General features: G+C 70.5%; 22 protein-coding genes. 19 read left to right on the top strand and 3 right to left on the bottom strand.

What is annotated here, in order from left to right; all coding sequences use genetic code 11:
• Positions 1–45: 45 nt before the first annotated feature.
• From VSR01_RS16235 to VSR01_RS16180, 13 genes are all read left to right on the top strand, one after another.
• Positions 46–798, top strand: a complete 753-nt coding sequence (locus tag VSR01_RS16235; protein WP_326449919.1) for a hypothetical protein — start codon at positions 46–48, stop codon at positions 796–798.
• A gap of 16 nt (positions 799–814) precedes the next feature.
• On the top strand, positions 815–1,051 hold the full coding sequence (locus VSR01_RS16230) for a hypothetical protein (protein ID WP_326449918.1): 237 nt from the start codon (positions 815–817) through the stop codon (positions 1,049–1,051).
• The gene (locus tag VSR01_RS16225; protein ID WP_326449917.1) at positions 1,020–1,478 is read left to right on the top strand and encodes a hypothetical protein; all 459 of its coding nucleotides are present in this window, start codon (positions 1,020–1,022) and stop codon (positions 1,476–1,478) included. Before VSR01_RS16230 ends, VSR01_RS16225 begins: the two co-directional genes overlap by 32 nt.
• On the top strand, positions 1,478–1,783 hold the full coding sequence (locus VSR01_RS16220) for a hypothetical protein (RefSeq protein WP_326449916.1): 306 nt from the start codon (positions 1,478–1,480) through the stop codon (positions 1,781–1,783). The genes VSR01_RS16225 and VSR01_RS16220 overlap by 1 nt, the downstream gene beginning before the upstream one ends.
• Before the next feature lie 87 nt (positions 1,784–1,870).
• Positions 1,871–3,808, top strand: a complete 1,938-nt coding sequence (locus VSR01_RS16215; protein WP_326449915.1) for a hypothetical protein — start codon at positions 1,871–1,873, stop codon at positions 3,806–3,808.
• 13 nt (positions 3,809–3,821) lie between these two features.
• Entirely contained in the window at positions 3,822–4,049 is a 228-nt protein-coding gene (locus VSR01_RS16210) for a hypothetical protein (RefSeq protein WP_326449914.1), read from the top strand.
• Between the two features lie 118 nt (positions 4,050–4,167).
• Positions 4,168–4,542, top strand: a complete 375-nt coding sequence (locus tag VSR01_RS37785) for a WGxxGxxG family protein (RefSeq protein ID WP_442785478.1) — start codon at positions 4,168–4,170, stop codon at positions 4,540–4,542.
• Between the two features lie 8 nt (positions 4,543–4,550).
• Complete coding sequence (locus VSR01_RS16205) at positions 4,551–4,796, top strand: hypothetical protein (protein WP_326453688.1); 246 nt, start codon at positions 4,551–4,553, stop codon at positions 4,794–4,796.
• Between the two features lie 428 nt (positions 4,797–5,224).
• Complete coding sequence (locus VSR01_RS16200; protein ID WP_326449913.1) at positions 5,225–5,929, top strand: hypothetical protein; 705 nt, start codon at positions 5,225–5,227, stop codon at positions 5,927–5,929.
• A complete protein-coding gene (locus VSR01_RS16195) occupies positions 5,914–6,645 on the top strand; it encodes a hypothetical protein (RefSeq protein WP_326449912.1) in 732 nt (243 codons plus the stop codon). Before VSR01_RS16200 ends, VSR01_RS16195 begins: the two co-directional genes overlap by 16 nt.
• The gene (locus VSR01_RS16190) at positions 6,645–7,478 is read left to right on the top strand and encodes a hypothetical protein (protein WP_326449911.1); all 834 of its coding nucleotides are present in this window, start codon (positions 6,645–6,647) and stop codon (positions 7,476–7,478) included. Before VSR01_RS16195 ends, VSR01_RS16190 begins: the two co-directional genes overlap by 1 nt.
• Positions 7,469–8,059: a hypothetical protein gene (locus tag VSR01_RS16185; protein ID WP_326449910.1), complete on the top strand. Its 591-nt coding sequence runs from the start codon at positions 7,469–7,471 to the stop codon at positions 8,057–8,059. The genes VSR01_RS16190 and VSR01_RS16185 overlap by 10 nt, the downstream gene beginning before the upstream one ends.
• On the top strand, positions 8,056–8,433 hold the full coding sequence (locus VSR01_RS16180; protein ID WP_326449909.1) for a hypothetical protein: 378 nt from the start codon (positions 8,056–8,058) through the stop codon (positions 8,431–8,433). Before VSR01_RS16185 ends, VSR01_RS16180 begins: the two co-directional genes overlap by 4 nt.
• 648 nt (positions 8,434–9,081) lie before the next feature.
• Here VSR01_RS16180 and VSR01_RS16175 read toward each other — a convergent pair.
• Positions 9,082–9,876, bottom strand: a complete 795-nt coding sequence (locus tag VSR01_RS16175) for a hypothetical protein (protein ID WP_326449908.1) — start codon at positions 9,874–9,876, stop codon at positions 9,082–9,084.
• Positions 9,877–9,997: 121 nt separating this feature from the next.
• Complete coding sequence (locus tag VSR01_RS16170) at positions 9,998–10,474, bottom strand: hypothetical protein (RefSeq protein ID WP_326449907.1); 477 nt, start codon at positions 10,472–10,474, stop codon at positions 9,998–10,000.
• A 140-nt stretch (positions 10,475–10,614) separates the two neighbouring features.
• Here VSR01_RS16170 and VSR01_RS16165 point away from each other — a divergent pair, with 140 nt between their 5' ends.
• Positions 10,615–10,995 (top strand): hypothetical protein, encoded by a 381-nt coding sequence (locus tag VSR01_RS16165; RefSeq protein WP_326449906.1) that lies wholly within the window; start codon positions 10,615–10,617, stop codon positions 10,993–10,995.
• Between the two features lie 127 nt (positions 10,996–11,122).
• Here the strand turns inward: VSR01_RS16165 and VSR01_RS16160 are convergent, their stop codons facing one another.
• Positions 11,123–12,139, bottom strand: coding sequence for a hypothetical protein (locus tag VSR01_RS16160; protein ID WP_326449905.1), 1,017 nt, complete (start codon positions 12,137–12,139; stop codon positions 11,123–11,125).
• A gap of 313 nt (positions 12,140–12,452) precedes the next feature.
• Here VSR01_RS16160 and VSR01_RS16155 point away from each other — a divergent pair, with 313 nt between their 5' ends.
• From VSR01_RS16155 to VSR01_RS16135, 5 genes are all read left to right on the top strand, one after another.
• Complete coding sequence (locus VSR01_RS16155) at positions 12,453–12,992, top strand: hypothetical protein (protein WP_326449904.1); 540 nt, start codon at positions 12,453–12,455, stop codon at positions 12,990–12,992.
• Positions 12,993–12,997: 5 nt separating this feature from the next.
• Positions 12,998–13,216 (top strand): hypothetical protein, encoded by a 219-nt coding sequence (locus tag VSR01_RS16150; protein WP_326449903.1) that lies wholly within the window; start codon positions 12,998–13,000, stop codon positions 13,214–13,216.
• A gap of 1,249 nt (positions 13,217–14,465) precedes the next feature.
• On the top strand, positions 14,466–16,772 hold the full coding sequence (locus VSR01_RS16145) for a hypothetical protein (protein WP_326449902.1): 2,307 nt from the start codon (positions 14,466–14,468) through the stop codon (positions 16,770–16,772).
• Positions 16,763–18,094 (top strand): hypothetical protein, encoded by a 1,332-nt coding sequence (locus VSR01_RS16140; protein ID WP_326449901.1) that lies wholly within the window; start codon positions 16,763–16,765, stop codon positions 18,092–18,094. Before VSR01_RS16145 ends, VSR01_RS16140 begins: the two co-directional genes overlap by 10 nt.
• 1 nt (position 18,095) lies before the next feature.
• Positions 18,096–19,139, top strand: coding sequence for a hypothetical protein (locus tag VSR01_RS16135; protein ID WP_326449900.1), 1,044 nt, complete (start codon positions 18,096–18,098; stop codon positions 19,137–19,139).
• The last annotated feature ends 850 nt before the right edge of the window (positions 19,140–19,989 follow it).

Genomic DNA, 19,989 nt, shown 5'->3' with positions numbered 1-19,989 from the left:
GGGCCGGACGGCCGGCCCCGCCCTTATCAAGCGAAGGAGTACGGCATGGCCGGAAAGGCGTGGTGCTGCGGCGGGAGCAGCACCGGAGGGAGCGGTGGCCTCACCTCCATCACCACGGCGGACAGTCCCACTGTGGACCTGGAAGGCGACGGCAGCACGGCGGCACCGCTCACCGCCGCCGTCAAGGTGTCGGCCGACGCGGGGAACCAGCTCGGCATCGGAACGGACGGCAACCTGTTCGTGCCGACGCCGACGGACACGACCGTGGCGCCCGTCACCGGCGGCACCCCGACCCCGGTCGGCTCCGCCCGGTCCGTGGACGTGGACGTGACAGAGTCCCCGGCCGGCACGTTCAACGTGGGGGCGCGCCTGTCCCCGCCGTGGGCACAGGGCGGCGCCCAGACCGTCATCAGTGGCGGCATGGGGGTGTGGAACCTCGGGCAGGAGCTCGTGGTCCCCGAAGACGGCGTGTACCTGATCGAGGCGTACGTGGACGGCTACGCGGGCATCGCCTACCCCCGCGCCACCGCCGACTACACCATCGTCGGTGCCGTAGGCGTGGACGGCACCCGGCTCAAGACGGGCGTCGTCATGACGAACGTCTTCACCCTCCAAGATGCCGACGCCTCTCCGGCGTACATGGGCAACAGCCAGAACGGCTCGGTCACGTTCACCTACCGCATGCAGCTCACCGCCGGGCAAAGAGTCCAGGCCTGGGCCCAGTTCAACGGCACCTATGCCGTCGGCGACGGGCTGGCCTCCAACGTCTCCGTCGCCTTCAACAAGATCTCCGACTGAGAAGGGGCAGACAGCGATGAGCATGCGCTATTTCCGGACCCTGCATGGGGTGGCGCAGTACGGCAACCTCACCGACGACGGCGCCCAGGTCCTCGCGGACGCCGGGCACGAAAAGATCACCGCCCAGGAGCACGACCAGGCCGTGGCGGCAGCCGCCGAGGCAGCCCCGGCCCTCGGGGTACCACAGGTGAGCGACGAGCAGACGCAGGAGGCGGACACCGATGGCGGGAACAAGCGGAAGCGTCGCCGGTAGACCGGACCTGGAGTACGAGATCCTGTGCGATTCGGCGGGAGCTTTCCTTCGCCGGTACGTCCTGGACGACACCGGCACCCTCGGCCACATCGACACGACCCTGGACGGGACCCCGTACGCCGCGGTGGGAACCGTCCAGCGGTGCTCGGCGCCGACGGCCCCGCTGATCGACTCCACGCTCCAGCGGCAGACCGGTGCGGGCAACGTGACGATCCCGGCCGGCGCCCGGTCGGTGACCCTCGTCGTCTACGGCGGCAGTCCGACCGTCGCGATCGGCGCAGGCGCGGCCGTGGCGGTCGTGGCGGGCACGTCGCTGACGTGGGGCGTGGACACGGGAGGCAAGAGCGGGGAGTCGCTACAGGACGCCTTCGTGTTCACCGGAGTTGCCGGGTCGGACTTCCTCGTCAGTTCCACGCGCGAGATCTGATGGGCACGGCCGGGGACTACGAGGCGCCGCAGCGCGTCGAGCGGGCCACCGGCGTGACCGACTCAGGCGGCCGCGTGACCCTCATTTGGCCCGTGGGGGCGTTCGCCGCGCCCCCTGTGGTGACGCACGCGATCGAGGCCGCCTCGGTCGGCGTGCGCACCGCCCGGATCATCTCCAACACCGCGGCCTCGACCACGTTCGAGGTGCTGGTGACCACCGGGGTCACGGTGCTGGGGATCAGCGTCCTCGGCCCCGGCGTCGCCGCCCAGGGCGTCACCGTCCACGCGCACGCCGTGGCCCCCTGACCGGCGCGCTCGCGCGCCTACACTCCGATGTGACGCCGCTGGTTGTGGGCCGGGCGCTCCTCCCCTTCATCACCGAGGAGCTTCCTCATGGCCTCATGCTGCGGCGCCCCGCGCTGTACCTGCGCCGTCACCGCCGGCCCCGGCGTCACCGTCGACGGCAACGGCTCACCCACCACCCCCTACGTCATCAGCGCCGGTACGGCCACGCCCACTCCCGTGCAGGCTGGCGACACGAACACGGTGGACACCACCGTCGCCGGCACTGGCACCCCCGCCGATCCGTACGTCGTCAGCGCGGACGTGATCCTCGACCCGGCCCCGCCCGGCGGCGGGACGAACCTGCTCGCCGCGGGGCCGGGCGGCCTGTCGCTGGAGTGCGACGACGTACGGACGTGCTTCTCCGCTGGGGACGGCGCGACGTACGACCCGGCGACGGGCGAGATCGGCGCGAAGCTCAGCGCCGACGCCGGGAACGTGACGACGTTCGGCGCGGACGGCGGACTGTTCACGCCGGCCCCGGCGGCGGCTGCTCCGACCGTCGTCCAGGCGCAGGACTCGCCTACGGTCGACGTGTCGGTGTCGGGGACCGGCACGAGCGCGGACCCGTACGAGGTGAGCGCCGCCGTGGTGCTGGATCCCGCGCCGCCCGGCGGCGGGACGAACCTCCTTGGGGCGGGGCCGGGCGGGCTGTCGCTGGAGTGCGACGACGTACGGACGTGCTTCTCCGCTGGGGACGGTGCGGCCTACGACCCGGCAACGGGGGTTATCACGGCGCGGCTGTCCGCCGACGCCGGGAACGCAGTCGGCTTCGGCACCGATGGTGGCCTGTTCGCCCCGCCGGCCTCGGGCGGAGGCACGACCGCCCTGGCGGTCACGGACTCTTCGACGGTGGACCTGACGCTGTCCGGGACCGGCACGACCGCGGACCCGTACGACGTGACCGCCGCGGTCAAGCTGGACCCCGCGCCGCCAGGCGGTGGGACGAACTTGCTGTCGGCCAGCGCGAACGGGCTGCACCTGGAGTGCGACGACGTACGCGGCTGCTTCTCCGCGACCGGCCCGGCGACGTACGACCCGGCCACGGGGACGTTCGGCGTGGAATTCAGCGCGGACGCGGGGAACGCAACCACCATCGGGACGGACGGTGGGATCTTCACCCCGGCCGGAGCCGCGACCGCGCTGCAGGCCGGCGACACGAACACCGTCGACACCACAGTGAGCGGCGCCGGTACGGCCGCGTCCCCGTTCGTCGTGATGGCCGACGTCATCGTGGCCCCGGGGGCGAACGGTCTGGCGAAGAACGCCAGCGGCCTCGTCGTCGCCCCGTCCGCCGACACCGGCAACCAGCTGGAGTTCGGGGCGGATGGCAAGCTGTTCGTGCCGCCGGACCCACCGCTGGAGATCGGCTGCGGCCTGACCGGCGCGGGCACCGCGGCCTCGCCGCTGGCGGTGGCCCCAGTCGGCGGCAGTCGAGCATGGGCGACCGACTGGGCCTGTGACGCGCCCACGCACTCCACGCTCCACTGCGACCCGGACGGCACCCTGTGGACTCCGCCCGAGCACTACTCGGCCGCCGAGTCCATCTACGTCGAGCACTTCAACGGCGGATGGGCCACGCCCCTCACCCCGGCCGGCGGGTGGGTCATCATCTCCAACGGGGCGAACTTCCAGTTCAACTACCCGGCGAACTTCCTCGGCAACGACTGCCGGAACTGGACTTTCGACGCCTGCGTGGCTGCGACGTGGGACATCAACTACACGTCAACGGCCGTCTTCGAGCTGGGGTACATCTACACCTGGGGCGGTGGCGCGGCCACTGCCCGGCCGCTGTGGGGGCTGCTCACCGCCCCGGGTGCTGCGCGGCGCGCACGGGACAACGGCACGTGGCACGAGTTCGGCTTCAACATGGACCCGGCCGCGCCGTTCAGCCTCGTCGGATGGCCCGCCGTCCGCGTCCAGGCCGGGTCGCTGACGATCAACTCGTGGATCACCGACGCCGCCTACCACACCACCACCCAGACGTGACCTGGAGAACACCATGAGCAAGAGGTACTACCTGGCGCCGGACGACTCCGGCGCGATCGAGACCGGCGGCGGCCCGCTGGGGGACAGCAGCGTCCCCGAGGGGTACCGCGAGGTGACCGCCGAGGAGTACGCGGCGGTGCTGGAAGCTGGCCGCCAAAAGGCTGACGCGCGGGCCGCGAAGTTCATCGCCAACGACGGCGGCCCCGCTCCGGAGGAGGGCGGCAACGACGGGCCCGCCTGAAAACGGAAGCAGCGAAGGCCGCCGATTGAAGCCGACTCCCTACCGAGCATTTGGTTGAATATCGCATGAGGTGTTGGTAGGTGCTGCGTTCGACCTATCGAGTTAATTTTCGTACCTGATGCCGCAAGCCGCGGTCGCCCGACGAGTCCGTGTGTCGCAGTTGTGTATAAATGACCATCATCTGGGACTTCAGGCCCGGGTTGCAGCGACGACTAAGGGAGAAGACATGCGCAGATTGGCGGGAACTGTGCTCATCGCGCTTCTGCTCGGCCTCGCGCCAGCAGGAGCAGCATTCGCGGAAAGCGCTCGCGGTCAGGGCGCCCCGCCATCCGCCGTGATGACGCTGGCTCAGACGCAGGACAAGGGGAACGATGACGGCGACGACGGTCTGTGGGGCCTGGTCGGTCTTCTCGGTCTTCTCGGCCTGATCCCATGGCGGAAGAGGAGTAGCAACCGGGATTCCCGCGGCGCAACTCGTACTTCGGGGATGTGAAAGCCACCATGATGGTCAAAAAGCTGCACGATATGGGCCTTCGGAGTGAGCATGCGTACATGGCTGCATTCACTTCCATTGGCCTGACTGTGGCCGCATGGGCGACCTCGCTCAAGGCGGAACCCGGCACCGGTCTCGCGCGCGCTGACCGATGGGGAATCTTCGTGGGCGAGTGGGCGCCGACCTTCTTCGGTCTCGGTCTGGCCCTGGCCAATTACGAGAACGGCGACGGGTCCCTCACCGATAGCGATTGATTCCCGCGGAAGTGGCCGTGCCGGAGCGACCCACGCCCCCAGTAGCTACTGCGTCTCTACGGTCGAGTCGGACTTAGCTGTTAGGCGCCTGCAAGCGCCGGCTCGGATCGTGTGAAGCTCGACCGTTCCGGTCAGGGGAAACCGAATCCCGGCCGGCCACTTCATAGTGCGGAGCATTCACCGATCGGACATACGGGCATTGTGCTGTCAGCCGCGGCGGAGAAAAGTTCCGCCCTGAGCCGTGCTCGACGTCGATGAGCCTACAAGTCGCCTGTGATCGATCGCCGCTACAGCTTGCTGCATGTCAACCTCGCGGCCGTTCGCGACCAATCGTCCGCATCGGCGCTAGCCTGGGAACATGCCCGGCGGTGACCGGGTTGCCGCTGGTTTTGGGCCGGGCCTCCAGGAGTCGTATGGAGGTTCCCGGCATGACCTGTCCCCTGATCGCCAACGCCGACGTCATGCGGCTCACCCGGGTTGACGGCTGCGGCCGGCCCATCTGCGGTGACGACAACGCGTTCGTCTTCGACTGCTTCGCCAGCCTGGCCATGAACGCCAACACCGACGACGGCACAGACGTCAAGTACACGGCCGCCAACGGCAAGGTGTGCGGGTTCAAGAAAGGCTGCCCCTCGTTCAACGGGTACGACATCGAGTTGGATTTCTACAGCGTGTCGCCGGAGCTGATCGAGATCGCCACCGGCAACCCCGTGGTCTACGGGTTCGACGGCCGACCGATCGGTTACGACGACTGCTCGATCCAGTGCAACAGCGGCTTCGCGATCGAGCTGTGGGCGGAGGTCCTGAACACCGAAGCCTGCGCCGCGGACGCCGTCGGCGAAGGGGCCTGGATCTACTTCCTCATGCCGTGGGTGTCCAACGGGCAGCTCGGCGACCTGGAAGTCGGCTCCGACGCCGTGACGCTGACCCTGACCGGCTCCACGCGGGCCGGGGGCGGCTGGGGCGTCGGCCCGTACGACGTGATGCCGATCGACGCGGCCGGCACCGCGGGCACCCTCCTGACGCCGCTGGGGAGCAACTGCCACCGCCGCACGTTCGTCACGACCGTGGCGCCGCCGAAGCCGGTGTGCGAGTACACCCCGGTCCAGGGCGGCCTGTGCCTGGCGTCCTGAGCGTGGACGCGCCGGACATCGTCGTCCCGGTGCGCGAGGAGGCCGCCAACGAGCCGTTGCGCTACGCGCTGCGCTCGTGGGCGGCCCACCTGCCGCACCGCCGCGTGTGGCTGATCGGGCACCGCCCCCGGTGGACGGTCGAGGTCGAGCACCTCCCGATGCGCCAAGACGGCACCAAGTACCAGAACACCACCGCCGCGGTGCGCGCGGCGTGCATGCATCCCGACGTCAGCGACGTCTTCGTGCTGGCCAACGACGACATGTTCGTCATGCACCCGCAGCCCGAAGGGATGCCCGTCCTCCACCGCGGCCCCGTGCGCACCGTGGAGGCGTACTACGCCGCCCGCGCGTCCGGGCCGTACCTGCGCGGCATGCGCGAGACCCGCGACCTGCTCGTCTCGCTCGGCCACCCGGACCCGCTGTCGTACGAGCTGCACGTCCCCATGCCTGTGGACAAGCTGGGGATGCTCGCCGCGCTGGACGCCGGCCGGCACCTGGACGTCGTCCACAAGCGCACCCTGTACGGCAACCTCGCCGGGCTGGGCGGGACGGAGATCCGGGACGTGAAGATCCTCCACCGCGCCCCGCGCGGCTACGGGCCGAACAGCCCGTTCCTGTCGACGATGCCCGACTCCTTCGCGGCCGGGCACGTCGGGCAGTTCGTCCGGCGAGCGTTCCCCGCCCCGTCCCCGTACGAGCAGACCGGGAGGCGCTGATGCCGCTCCAGATCGGGCCGTGTGACCCGTGGCCGGTAGAGCTGTGCTGCGATCTGCCCGACGACCTCGACCCGGCCGTCCTGGGCCGGTGGCAGCGCATCGCCTCGATCACCCTGTGGCGTCTGTCCGGCATGCGCTGGGGCCCGTGCCCGGTCACCGTCCGCCCGTGCCGCCGCGCCTGCCTCGACGCCGCCCCCATCAGCTTCCAGGCCGGCGCCGGGGCCGGGCCCTGGGTGCCCTACATCGGCGTTGACGGCATGTGGCGCAACGCCTCGCCGTGCGCGTGCCGTTCGTCGTGCTCGTGCGGGGAGTTGTGCGAGGTCAAGCTTCCCGGCCCGGTGTACGACGTCCTGAGCGTGGCCGTCGACGGCGAGGACCTGGTCCCCGAGGCGTACCGCGTGGACGCCCCCGGGCTGCTCGTGCGCACCGACGGGGAGTGCTGGCCCACCTGCCAGGACATGGCCGCCTCCGAGGGGGCGCCGGGCACCTTCACCGTCACCTACCGGTGGGGCCTGCCGCTGGACGCCGCGGCGATCGCCGCCGTGTCGGACCTGACGTGCGAGCTGGTGAAGACGTGCCTGCCCGCCGGGTCCTGCGGGCCGTGCCGCCTGCCCGGCAACGTCACCAAGCTCGCCCGCCAAGGCAGCACGGTGACGACCCGCCAGGGCGTCACCGTCTCTGACTTCGACCCCACCGTGGTCTTCGCCTCCGGCCGTACCGGCGTGCCGCTGGTCGACCTGTGGCTGACCACCGTGAACCCCCACGGCCTCGCGTCCCCCTCGCGGGTCTACAGCCCCGACTACAAGCGTCCCCGGGTGACGACATGGCCCTGAGCCCCCTTGCACTGCACCAGCTCGCGGAGACCGTCCTGGGCTGCGTGTGCGCCACCCTCGACACCACGGCGGCCGAGGTGCCCGGCCAGCCGGGGTGTCCGTGCCGTGCGTGCGTCGTGCCCGGCCCGCCGGCCTGGGACGGCTGCACCGACCCGTGCGGGGGCGGCGAGGGGCCCGGCGGGCAGCTCACCGTGCACGTCGCACGCACCTACCCATCGACGGCTTTCCCCATCGAGGACCGCCAGGTCCAGGGCGCCCGCGGCTGCACGCCGCCGGCAACGACCGCGGTCGACCTGGTCGTCACGCTCCTGCGGTGCGCCCCGACCGTCGACGACACCGGCTGCCCGCCGAGCTGCGACGAGCTGGCCGCCGCGGCGCAGATCGTCCACGTGGACCTGACCAGCATCTACAACGCGCTGCTGTGCTGCCTGCCCTCGACCGGAACCCGGCGGCGCGGCCCGCAGTTCGCGCTCGGGCAGGGGCGGGTGCTGGAGCCGCAAGGCGGTTGCATGGGGGTGGAGCAGCGCGTCACCGTGGCGCTGCCGAACTGCGGTTGCCCGGCGGAGGGGGAGAGCCCGTGAGCGTGGAGGTACGCATCGACCAGGGCCGTATCGCGCGCCTGCTGCGGGCCCGCGGCGGCATCGCCGAGCGCAAGTTGCGGCAGCGCGCGGAGCGGGTCGCCGACATCGCCCGCCGGGAGGCGCCCGGCCGTATGGGCGACTTCATCTCCTCGTACATCCAGGACGGGCCCCGCGGCCTGGAGGCCGTGGTCGTCTGCACCCACCCCGCGGTGCGGTTCGTGCTGGACGGCACCCGCCCCCACATCATCCGGCCCCGCAATGCCCGCGCCCTGCGGTTCGATGTCGGCGGCCGGACGGCGTTTGCCAAGATCGTCCACCACCCCGGAACCCGCGCGAACGACTTCCTGACGCGGGCGCTGATCGAGGGCCGCTAACCGGGACCGGCAGTCGTGATCCACTGCTGCCGGTCCCGGCCTCCGAGACTCCCAACGTGGACGCCCTCCGCGGTGTGCACCTCAGGAGCCGGGACAACCCGAACAGGTCTCACCGGCGGGAGCCCAGACCAGTCACTTTTGCACGTACTCCAGAAGCCAGCTGACCGGGTTGTCGTCCACGAGGTCGGCGCTGCTCTTTTTCACCCGCCCTACCGAGATCTTCTGAGTTCCTTGCGGAAGCGCCTTTGAACACGAAGCCGACAGGGGCCTCACCAAGTTGAAAGACGGCCGTTGCACTCCTTAATGGACGCACGGAACTTCCGACCTTCACAAAGGTCTCAGCCGGCCGCTGCACCACATCCGCTGTCGCGCCCAATGAGGTGACTTACGGTTTAAGACATCACCACCCAGCGAAGCGCAACGCCTGACCAGCGCTCGCGCTGCCTGGGGAAGCGGACCAAGGCTGACGCGGCCAGCAGAGAGCCAGCGGGCGGTGACAGGGGTTGATGAACGGCATTCCGTACGCTCACGCCCCTTCCCCTCCTTCCCGAGGTCCCAGCTCTGCCGGGGCGGCCGGACGGTGTACGCCAAGATCACCCCCACCCCGGAAGCAGCGCGAACGCTGCACTAGGCCACTGAGCGCCCTGTTCAGCGGACGAGGAGTCTGTCAACCGTATTAATGATGTTCCGAGCCTCCCAGGAATCCCGGCCATCCCAAAAGGCAAATTCCAAAACAATGCCAACGCGCTCGGCTAGAAGCATGGCATTGCTCATTGGAGACCTCCTAGCACCGGGGGATACATAAACGAGCCCCGTCACTCCCTCGCGAGCCATGACAGCACTGTTGAGTATGGAGTAGAGTGGCGCCATCCGTCTACCGTAACTGCATTCGACGGCGACCGCTTTGTCCCCACGTCGCACGATGAAACCTGGCTGGAAAATGTGCCGCACATCCTCAACGTCATCCCTAATAATAGGGACCTCGACTTCATCGCCGTATCTTGCGACCAATACGGCGCGGACCGCCTCGTCGTAAGCATGAGCGGTGACCGTACGGACAGCGGCATCATCCTCGAATTTTCTTTGCACAGGAGGCGGGGCGGACGTGGCAGCTTCGAGAACTTCCTCAGGAGTTGTCTTTTCCAAGACTTCGTCCCGCCAGAGAGAATAGGTGAGACCGCCTTCTTTCAAGTTCACGGAATCCACCTGCCTGCCCAGGCCGCCGAGGACGGCTAAGACGGCTCCGACGAGGACGAGTGCGGTGGGCACCACGTCGCCGTCGTGCCTGAACATGGCGACCGATGCGACAGCGATTGATGCCGCGCCCAAGAGGACCAGGACGGTGCGCGTGGCCACAGTCAGCCGTCCGGTGCTATTGACGTGGTCGGCCCGATTGATGTTGGCCGCCCGCCAGCGGGCGATACGACCCGGCTCCCTCCCCATGCCGGTCACTGTAAGGACCAACCGTTGCCGCCGAGCGCGCTTCTACGAACCGGCTGCCAGTTTCCGTCCCCTGGTGCTCCGGTGTGAGGGTCGCTGACGGGGGCCCAGTCCGCGGCGGGCGTCAGGCGCTCGCCGCGGCGTCCGGGAGCTTCGCGAACGGCGAGGGGCGCCCCTTGGGCGTGGCCTGCGCCTCGGCCCAGTCGATGTCCGTGCGGGCGAGGAGTTCGTCCAGGTCGCCGCGGCGGTACAGGGGCACGGCCGGGTAGGCGCGCTTCGGCTGGTTCCAGGCACGCACGCGGTGCTTCTCCTCCAGCAACCCGGCGCGCAGCAGGTGGTCCAGGTCAGCCGGGCGGATGCGCAGGTAGGCGGCGGCGTTCTTCGAGTAGAGCTGGCCGGCGTGGGCTGCGGCGTCCAGCGCTTCCCGATCGTCGAACGCCTCCAGCGCCCGGCCGTCGTACAGGGCGTGGCCCTTGTACTCGCCGACGATCAACGATGAGGGCTGCCCGCCGTCGTGCGATGACTTGACGCAGGCGGCACGCGTCCTGCACGTCGACATGGCCACGGTGTACTCGGCGCTGCTCTGCTGTCTGCCCGGCACCGAACCCAGCGGCGGCTGGGCCGGCTCTTCGTCGTGGGAACGGCGTCCACGGTCGGACCGCAGGGCGGCTGCGTGGGCCTGGAGCAGCGCGTCACCGTCGCCCTGGGGAACTGCGGCTGCCCGGCGGACGAGGAGTCGCCATGAGCGCGCAGGTGCGGCTCGGCCCGGCCTGGATCACGCGGGTACTGCGGCTGCGCAACGGCGCGGTGGGGCGCCGGCTCGCCGAGCGCACCCAGCGCGTGGCCGCGATCGCCGCCCGGGAAGCGCCGGGCCGGATGGGTCAGGACGTGTCGTGGAAGGTGATCGACACCCCCCGCGGGCTGCAAGGCGTCATCACCTGCGACCACCCGGCCGTTCTGTACGTCCCCAACGGCACGCGCCCGCACATCATCCGGCCGCGCCGGAAGACGGGGGTGCTGCGGTTCGTCGTCGATGGCGAAGTGGTCTACGCCAGAGTCGTGAGGCACCCGGGCACCAAGCCGAATGACTTCCTCGGCCGGGCCTTGCGTGAAGGCCGCTGAGCCAGCCTCTTCGACTACACCGTTCGTCGACCGACCTGCGTAGGGCTCTCCGAGTTTACTACAGACGTAACCCACTCGTCCTGGCCTGGAGTTCTTTGAGGAGGAAGGGAGGGCCGCGACGTGGCGCTCAACGGGCTCCCTTCTTCTGAAGGACCCATACGTAGTGCCACTTGTCTTGCGTGCGTTTGAGCTTGGTCTCCGCGAACGCCTGAATGGTCGGCCACAGGCCGGTGGCCCCAGCTGCCAACGTCGCACCGGTCGCAAGGGCGCCGTGGAGAGCCTCCGGGCGGACCGCGGCAAGGACAGCGCTCGTCGTACTCAGGACGGCACCGGAACGGTTGAGGGCCCGGGACCGGGCCGCGCGCCTCATCTCATCGGTAGCGGTGTTCAGCTCGTCACGGATGGAGAGCGCGACTCGCTCCAGGGCCACCTGCGAATCGACCGCTTCCAGCGCGTCGTCGAGTTCGAGGAGCCGGTAGCGCATGAAGTCGCGGTACTGCCGGTAAGAGTCGAACTCCTCGCTAGTGACTTGTGCGAAGTCGCTAAGTATGAGCCCATCGATAAACGGGAGGTCGATTTCCAGGATCGGCCGGACCACCCGACTAGCGAGAGGCTTGGTTCCCGACAGATCCACGGCTCGTCCGTGTTCCACCAAGAAATCGATAGACTGGTCCCTGAACGAGGGAAGCGCCGGAACTTGTCTTTCCCAATCCCGACCGATTGGCGCTCTTTGTTCCCCTTCTAAGAAAACGGGCCCGTACCAGACCAGCCCTTTGCGCAATAGAGGTTCAGCGTCCAGGAGCCACCGCCCTAGCTCGGCAAGATCTGCGGTTACCATCCCGAATCGGCTCATTGTATTTTCCATGCCGTCGTACAGCGAGTATTCATGGAATCCCAACTGGTGCACCGTTCCGACACCATGGTCGGACAGTAGCATCGTGTCCGCGACCAGAGTTATCCGCTTAGTGACGTGCGTGAAGCTGCCCAAGTCCGAGGAAAGCCCGACATAGTACGGGTAGGTCGATGCATCCTTCGCGCTAAGGAGGCGACGGTAATGGCGATTGACCGTGCGACCGTACGTAAGGGCAACGTCTTGGGCAGACGCCCTATCCTCGCCCTGGAGCGAGTCGTAGAACTCGTTCATGCGGACCGCCACGCTCCGATTCTCGCTTCGTCCGCCCTGCCACACTCGCCGCCCACCTCGAAACATGCGACCAGCATGACGGATCGACGAGCGGTCAGGCCAGCCTCGGTCGCCCTGGGCTGCGCTCAAGGCCCCACCCGAACACTCGTCATAATTCGTGACCGGAGTTGCAGGATGACACGGGCAAGCACGCCCCGTACCTCGTTCACCCGCTCCGCAACCGATCGCGTCGATAGCGGCGGCCCGTTACTCTTTCGCGGCACGCCGCTGGTTGTGGGCCGGGCGTCCGCCGCACATCCGTAGGAGCCATGGCGTGAAAAGGACCTTCGCACTCAACACCGAGCCGCACGTCGCCGATGTCGGCGGCACCGAGTTGCTGTTCCAACCCGAAGTCATGGGCGACGACTTCATGGACGCCTACGCCGCGCTGCGCGAAACGCACCGCGGCAGCGGCGTGAACCTCGAGGACCTGACGACCATCGAACCGGGGCAGCTGCGCGCGGTCACCCGCAGCATCCGGACGTTCCTCGCTCAGCTCATGCTCCCGGAGTCCGCCGAGCTGTTCACGGGCCTGGACGTCGTCGACGCCAAGGGCACGCTGGTGAGTTCCCACCAGGACCTCGACGCCGCGCGGGCCGCGGCCGAGGCCGTCACCGGGGGGCGCGTGACCGACCGGCTGCGGCTGCCTGACCGCGTCCTGGTCGAGCTGCTGGAATGGGTCGTCGAGCTCTACAGCGGCGGCACCCGCCCTCCTACGTCGTCTGGCGGCTCTGCGACAGCATCGCCGCCTCGTGGGAGGCGTGGGACGGGAGTCTCGCCCTCCAGGGCATCGACCCCCACAGCTGGCCGCTGAGGCGGATGCTCAACGCCGCTGAGGCGGCGATCGACGCCCTGGCCGAGGACGACACGGCGCGGGAGCGCACCCGCGCCATGCTGTATGCGCCGCCGGCCGGCGCCGGCGGGGAACGCCGCAGGGCTCGGCCGCCCGGGGCCGGTATGGACATGGCCAGCGCGCAGGCCCTCGCCGCGCAGGTCGCAGCGGAAGACGCACGGATGACCAGGGGAGCCACCAGCTAACCTGGGATCACGACCGGGCCGCGCGCCCGCTCGTACGCCGCTGGTTTTGGGCCGGGCAACCACACACGTACTCGTGGGGTTGCCCGGTGGCCGACGGCGACGAGGACTACGGCTCCGCCCGCATCACGATCACCCTGGACGACTCCGGGGTCACCGAGGATGCCCGGGACCTGGGCCTGCGTATCCAGCGCGCCCTGGACCGCTACACCCGCGGCCTGGGCGCGCAGATCCGCCGCAACATCCAACGGGGCCTGGACGCCGCGTCGGTGTCGGTGCGCGTCGAGCCGGACCTGTCCCGGTTCGACGCCCGCCTCCTGGCCGGCCTTCGGTCGCTGGAGAGCATCAACATCCCGGTGGCGCCGGACGTCACCGGGTTCGCTGACCGCGTCCGCGCCGCTCTGGCCGGCCTGGAGATCCCGGTCAGAGTCGTCCCGGACTTCACCGGCTTCGACGACCGGATCAGGGCTCACCGGCCGCCGCCGGTCAACGTCCCCGTCAACCCGGACGTCAACGGGTTCACGCAGGCCCTGCGGCGCCTGGGGAGCATCGCCGGGGGCGTCGGCTGGGTCCTGCTCAAGGGCCTCAAGTTCGCGGCGATCGGCGCCGCCGCGCTCAGTGCCGGGGCGCAGATCGCGTCGTTCGCGGCGTCGCTCGCCCCGGCCGCCGGGATCATCGCGGCGCTGCCCGCCGTCGTCCTGACCGGGGCCGCCGCCATCGGGGCGCTGCGCCTGGCCCTGGTCGGCGTAGGCGACGCCTTCTCGGCCGCCCTCGGCGACGACGAGAAGAAGTTCGACGAGGCGCTCAAGACCCTCTCGCCGAACGCCCAGGCCGCCGCCCGGGAGCTGCGCGCCCTCAAGCCCGCGCTCGGCTCCCTGCGCAGCAGCGTCCAGGACGCGCTGTTCGAGCCGCTGGCCGGGCAGATCACCGCGGTAGCCAAGGCGCTCGCGGGGCCGCTGCGCTCCGGGCTGTCGCTGATCGCGAACCTGTTCGGCGCGGCCGGCGCAAGCGTCGCGTACTTCCTCAAGTCCGCCACCGCGGTCGAATCCGTCCGGCAGATCCTCGCCGGCACGGCCGAGGCGACGCGCGGGCTGGCGATCGGCATTGAGCCGGTCGTCGCCGGGTTCGTCCAGCTCGGCGCGGCGATCACGTCGGCGTTCGGGACGCAGGTCGGCGACGCGATCGGCAGCGTCGGTATCCGGCTGGGCGCGGTCCTGCAGGAGGCCGCGACCGGGGGAAGGCCGTCGCGTGGGTGCAGGGCGCCCTCGGGGTCTTCCGCGAGCTGGGCGCGCTGCTGCTCCAGATCGGCGGCATCGCCTCGGACGTTTTCGGGGCGCTGGCGGCCGGGGGCGGCAGCCAGGTCGGCGCCCTGGTCCAGGTCTTCGCCGCGGTCCGGGGGGCGATCCAGCCGCTCCTGCCGCTGCTGACGCAGCTGAGCGTCGCGTCCAACAGCGTCGTCGGCGACGCCCTGCAGATCGCCACGAGCGTTCTCGGGCCGCTGCTGTCCTCGCTGGCCGGGCCGCTGCTCCAGCTGCTTCCGCAACTGACGCAGATCCTCGGCGTCTTCGCCAGCGGGCTGGCCGGCGTCGGCGCGCAGCTGGGGCAGAGCCTCGGCGGGGCGCTGGCGGCGCTGCTGCCGTCCGTCGTCCAGTTCGTCGGGATTCTGGCCCGCGCCCTGGTCCCCGCGCTAGCGCAGGTCGCCGCGGTGATCGACCCCGTCGTCCAGAGCCTCGGCGTCCAACTCGGCCCCGTCATCGCCCAGTTGGGTTCGCTGCTGTCGACGGTCCTGGCCGCCGCGCTCAAAATCGTTCTGCCGCTCGTTCCGCCGCTCGCCGCGTTCGCTGAGAACCTGCTGGCAGCGCTGCTGCCACTGGTCCCCGTGCTGTCGCAAGTCGCGGCAGCCCTCGGTGACGCGCTCGGCTCCGCCGCGCAGGCCCTCGTACCGCTGCTCGACTCCGTCGGTAGCGCCTTGACGGACACGGTCGCCTCGCTGGCCCCGCTGGTCGGCCTGATCATCGCGTCCCTGCTGCCGACGCTGCCGCCGGTCGTCTCGGCGTTCAACGCCTTGGTGGCGGCCTTGGTGCCGCTGCTGCCCCCCGTGGCCGACCTCGTCGCCGCCATGGTCCCGTTCGTCACGCTCATGGTCCGCGTCGAGGCGCCGATCCTGGCCGTCGGCGCCGGGTTCGCGTCGTGGCTGGTGATCAAGTCCGTCGTTCCGATCGTCAGGGGCCTGGTGGCGGTCCTCGACGGGCTGGTCATCGGGCTGACGGCCACGCTGAACGGGCTGCGTGCCCTGCCCGGCCTGGTGGTCTCGGGGCTGTCGTCCCTGGGCGGCGTCATCGCGTCGGCGTTCTCCTCGGCGCTGTCGGCGGGCTCATCCGCGGTGAGCGCCGGATTGCGGGCCGTCGTCGGTTTTTTCGCCGGCCTTCCCCGCCAGGTGGCCGGGGCTCTGTCGTCGCTGGGGTCGGCCTTGGCCGGTGCGCTGTCGACGGCAACCGCGGCCGTCGTCGCGGAGTTCCAGGCGCTTCCGGGACAGATCCTCGCCGTCCTGCAGGCGCTCCCCGGGCTGCTCCTGGACGCCTTCACCAGCGCCGTCGCGTACGCGGTGATCGGGCTGCTGACGGCGCTGGCCGGGTTGATCGTCCTGTTCTTCCGCCTGCCGACCGACATCGCAGGCGCCCTGGTGAGCCTCGGCCCCGTCCTGGCCGCCGCGTTCACGACCGCGTTCACGGTCTCGCTCGCCGCGGTGACCGCCTTCGTGGTGTCGGTGGGCGCGTTCTTCGCCGCGCTGCCGAGCCGCGTGGGCGGCGCCCTGGCGTCCCTGGGCGCGACGGTGGCAGGGGCGTTCCAGACGGCCGGATCGTCCGCGCTCGCCGCGACCATCTCCTTCGGTACCTCGGCGATCGCGTACCTGGCTGGGCTCCCTGGCCGGGCCGGCGGGGCGCTCGCCTCGCTGTCCAGCCGCGTGGCCGGCATCTTCCGGTCCGCCGGGTCGGCGGCCTTGTCGGCAACGACTTCGTTCGCTGGACAAGTGGTGTCGTATCTGGGGGGGCTGCCCGCCAGGATCGGGCGTGCCCTGTCGGGCGTGGGCCGGGTCGTCGCCGGCGCGTTCTCGTCGGCGGGGTCGGCCGTGACCAAGGCAGTCACCGGGCTGATCGCCGGTATCGTCCGCCTCTTCTCCGGTCTGCCGGGGGCGATCTCCAAGGCGGTGGGGAACATCGGCGGCGACATCGCCGCGAAGATCAAGAGCGGGTTGCCGTCCGGGGTGCGGGATCTGATCCCGGGCCTGGCCAACGGCGGCATCGTGACCGGCCCGACGCGCGCGCTGATCGGCGAGGCCGGGCCCGAGGTCGTCATCCCGCTGACCCGGCCGCAGCGCGCCGCGCAGCTCGCCGAGCAGTCCGGGCTGACCGCGCTGCTGGACCGGATGACCGGGACGAGCCCCCGCACCGCGGGCCCGCAGGTGGTCAACCACTTCACGATCCACGAGGCCGGCGACGCGCACGCGACCGCGCACCGCGTCGTCTCGCGGCTCGCCACGGCAGGAGGGTGGCTGTAGACATGGCGCTGGAGTGGTACCTGGCCCTGGGCGGTGTGGAGATCGCCAACCATGCCCGCCTGGACGCCTACTTGCAGTCGGTCGGCTCCCCGCTCACCTCGGGCGGCGCGTGCAGTTGTCCGACGTTCACCGCGGACCTGGTCGGTGACCTGCCGTACACCGACCCGGCGTCCGACGAGGCGCCGTGGTACGACCCCGACGTCCCGGAGTCCGCCGAGTTCGCGGGGCTGATGGTCCTCAGCGTGGACGGCCTGGACGACTACCCGGTGCGCCGGTCGTCGACCGCGGCGGTCGCCGGCGGCGCGAGCATCGGCCCGGCACGGGTGCAGCCGGGCACGATCACGATCACCGGCATCCTGCTCGGTTCGACGTGCTGCGGCGTGGACTACGGGCTGCACTGGCTCGGCGAGGCCCTGGCCGGGTGCGGCGGCGGGTCGGGCTGCGACGGGGACTGCCTGACGCTGTACAACTGCTGCCCCGGTCAGGAGGTGACCGCGGAGGAGTTCAACGCGCGGCACCGGCGCACCGTGCGCCGCGTCGCGCTGGCGCAGGGCCCCACGGTGACCGCGCGGACCGGGGACGGCTGCGCGGCCGGGGCGTGCCAGGCCGGCGCGGACATCCTCACCGTGGAGATCGTCCTGACCGCCGGGGTGCCGTGGCTGTGGACCGACACGGCCCCGTTGCTCGAGGTGCCGCCGCCGGCGGACGGCACGGACACGTGCGTGACCTGGTGCCTGCACTCCGCTGCCGGTGAGGGGTGCGGGGGCGGATGCCGGCTCGCGGCCTGCCCCGACCCGGCGGCAGGCTGTGCGGACCCGTTGTGCCGCCCGCCCGCCCCTCCCACGGCCGACGCCCCCGGCAGCTGCTTCTGCCTGCCGCTGGCGGTGGAGCGCGACTGCTACGACCTGGACGTGTCCGGCCGGCCGCGGTGGGCGGTCGACGCCCCCATGATCACCGTCCGCGCCGGCTCGGCGGACCTGCGGAACGTGACCCTCTCCTTGTTCGAGCGGGCGGACACCGACGCCGCCCTGACGTGCGAGGAGATCGCCGACGCGGGCCGCTGCGACCCGGCGGCGACGTGGACGGTCCGGTACGTGCCCGCGGGCGGGGCGCTCACCCTGGACGGGCAGATCGGCCGGGCGGTGGTGGAGTGCGGCGGTTCCTGCGAGTCCTCGGCGGACGTGTACGGCCAGAACGGGGCGCCGCCGTCGTGGCCCGCGCTGGACTGCGACCGGTACTGCCTGTGCATCGAGTCCGACGTGTCCAACCCGCCCGCGGCCGACGCGATCATCTCGGTGGGCGTCTCGGGGCGGGGGTTCTGACATGGCCGTCGCCGGATGCGGCACCCACACCGCCGCGATCATCGACCGGTCCGGGGCCATGGTCGCGCGCGCCGAGGTCCTCATCCACGTGGAGTGGACCCGGGTGCTGGACGACGTCAGCACCGCCGAGGTGATCATCCAGCCGGACGGGGACTGCTGCCGCACGCTGTCCGCCGTGCGGTCCTGGCGGCACAGCCTGGCCATCTGGCGCGACGGCCGGCCGGTGTGGAGCGGCCCGATCGTGGACGTGAGCTGGGGGCTGGGCGAGATCCAGGTCCAGGCCGTCGACGTCCTCGGCTGGCTCGACCGCCGCGTTCCCCACCAGGACCTCGTCTTCGGGGACGACGCGGACCTGGCGCAGATCGCCGCCGCGCTCATCGAGGACGGCTTCGCGCCCGACGATCCCGGGCACAGCGTGCAGATCATCGCCCCGAGCGGGGTGCGCGGCGCGCGCGCCTACGACCGGGGGATCGGGCAGACCGGCGACCACCTGCGGGACCTGGCCGAGACCGGCCTGGACTACACCGCGGTCGGCTCCAAGATCCTGCTAATGCCGGAGACGCACGCCGTGTCCGTGGGGCGGCTGACGGACGCGGACCTGCCGGACGGGCTGCGGGTGGAGGAGGACGGGGCGGCCCTGGCCACCCGCTGGGTCGTCGCCGGCGCGGAGGACGGCGACGTCCTCGGCGAGGCCGGAGGCATCCACCCGTACTACGGGCTGCTGGAGCGCTACGAGGAGCAGACCTCGCTCAAGACGAACGCGGCGGCCACCGCCGCCGCCCGCTCGAAGCTGTCCACCTCGCTGCCGGTGCCGGTGTTCATCGACACCCAGCAGGTCACGATCGACCCCCAGGCCGCGATCAGCGTCCCCGCCCTGGTGCCGGGCTGGTGCCTGGACGTCACCACCACAACCACCTGCCGCGACATCTCCCAGCGGCTGAAGATCGTCGGCCTGAAGGTCACCGAGGACGGCGACAGCGGCGGTCAGCCAGGCGCGGAGAGCGTGCAGGTCCAGGTCGCCGCGACCGGGGCGGAGGCAGCCTGATGGGCATGCGCGGAACCCCCGCCCGCCGCATCGCCGGCAACCCCCTCGGCGGCCTGCTCCGGGACCTCGACCGGCGCACCCGGTCCACGACACGCCGCCGCAGCCGCCCCGCTCCCGTCCCCGCAACCGCGGCGGTGCCCGTCGGCGGGCCACCGGTGTGCGCCGCGTCAGCCGCTGCGGTGGTCGAGACCGACGCCGAAGGGCACGCCCGCTGGGCGTTCCCCTGGCGTTGGGAAGAGCCGCCCGTGGTCACCGCGACACCGGTCGGGACAGCACCACTGCTCGCCGTACTGGAGGAGATCACCGCAACGGAAGTGGTCGTACGGGTGTGGGCGTTCTCAGGAACGCCCACACCAGCCCAAGCCCAGCTACACCTCACTGCGGAAAGGGTTTGATCAGAGACGGGCATTGAATCGTCAGCGCCTCAGTCTGATATAGACACCCGCTCAACCCCGCTGGAATTGTCTAACCAGCCTGATGCAGCTATGGTATGCCTAGTCGCTCAGCTACCGAAAGCCTGCTCATCGCGCAGCCGAGCAGCCCGATCGCGAAGATCGGAGGCGGTTCGAGAACTCTCGGACCTGATCCGTGCGGCCTGCTTCCTCAGCTCTTCGAGTGTCTCCGCGGCCTGTGCTTCTATGCGATCCGCTAGCGCCTCAAGAACTTCAGGTAGAGGCGTTTCGAGCACGCCGTCCTCTGCGGTTTCCTTATCGGTGCTCACAGTTCACCATCCATTTTACTAGAATTCACGCGATCTCCACTTTTATGGTTTTGCCCCGGTCTGCCAGGGCAGCCATGATGTTAGAGTTCAGCGCAAAACGGACTGTCAATTGAATGGGCATTGCGGCGT

Origin of the sequence: Actinacidiphila sp. DG2A-62 (assembly GCF_035825295.1) — a bacterium.
GTDB lineage: Bacteria > Actinomycetota > Actinomycetes > Streptomycetales > Streptomycetaceae > Actinacidiphila.
Note: the sequence above shows the minus strand (reverse complement) of the source record. Positions and strands in the feature narration are given on the sequence as shown.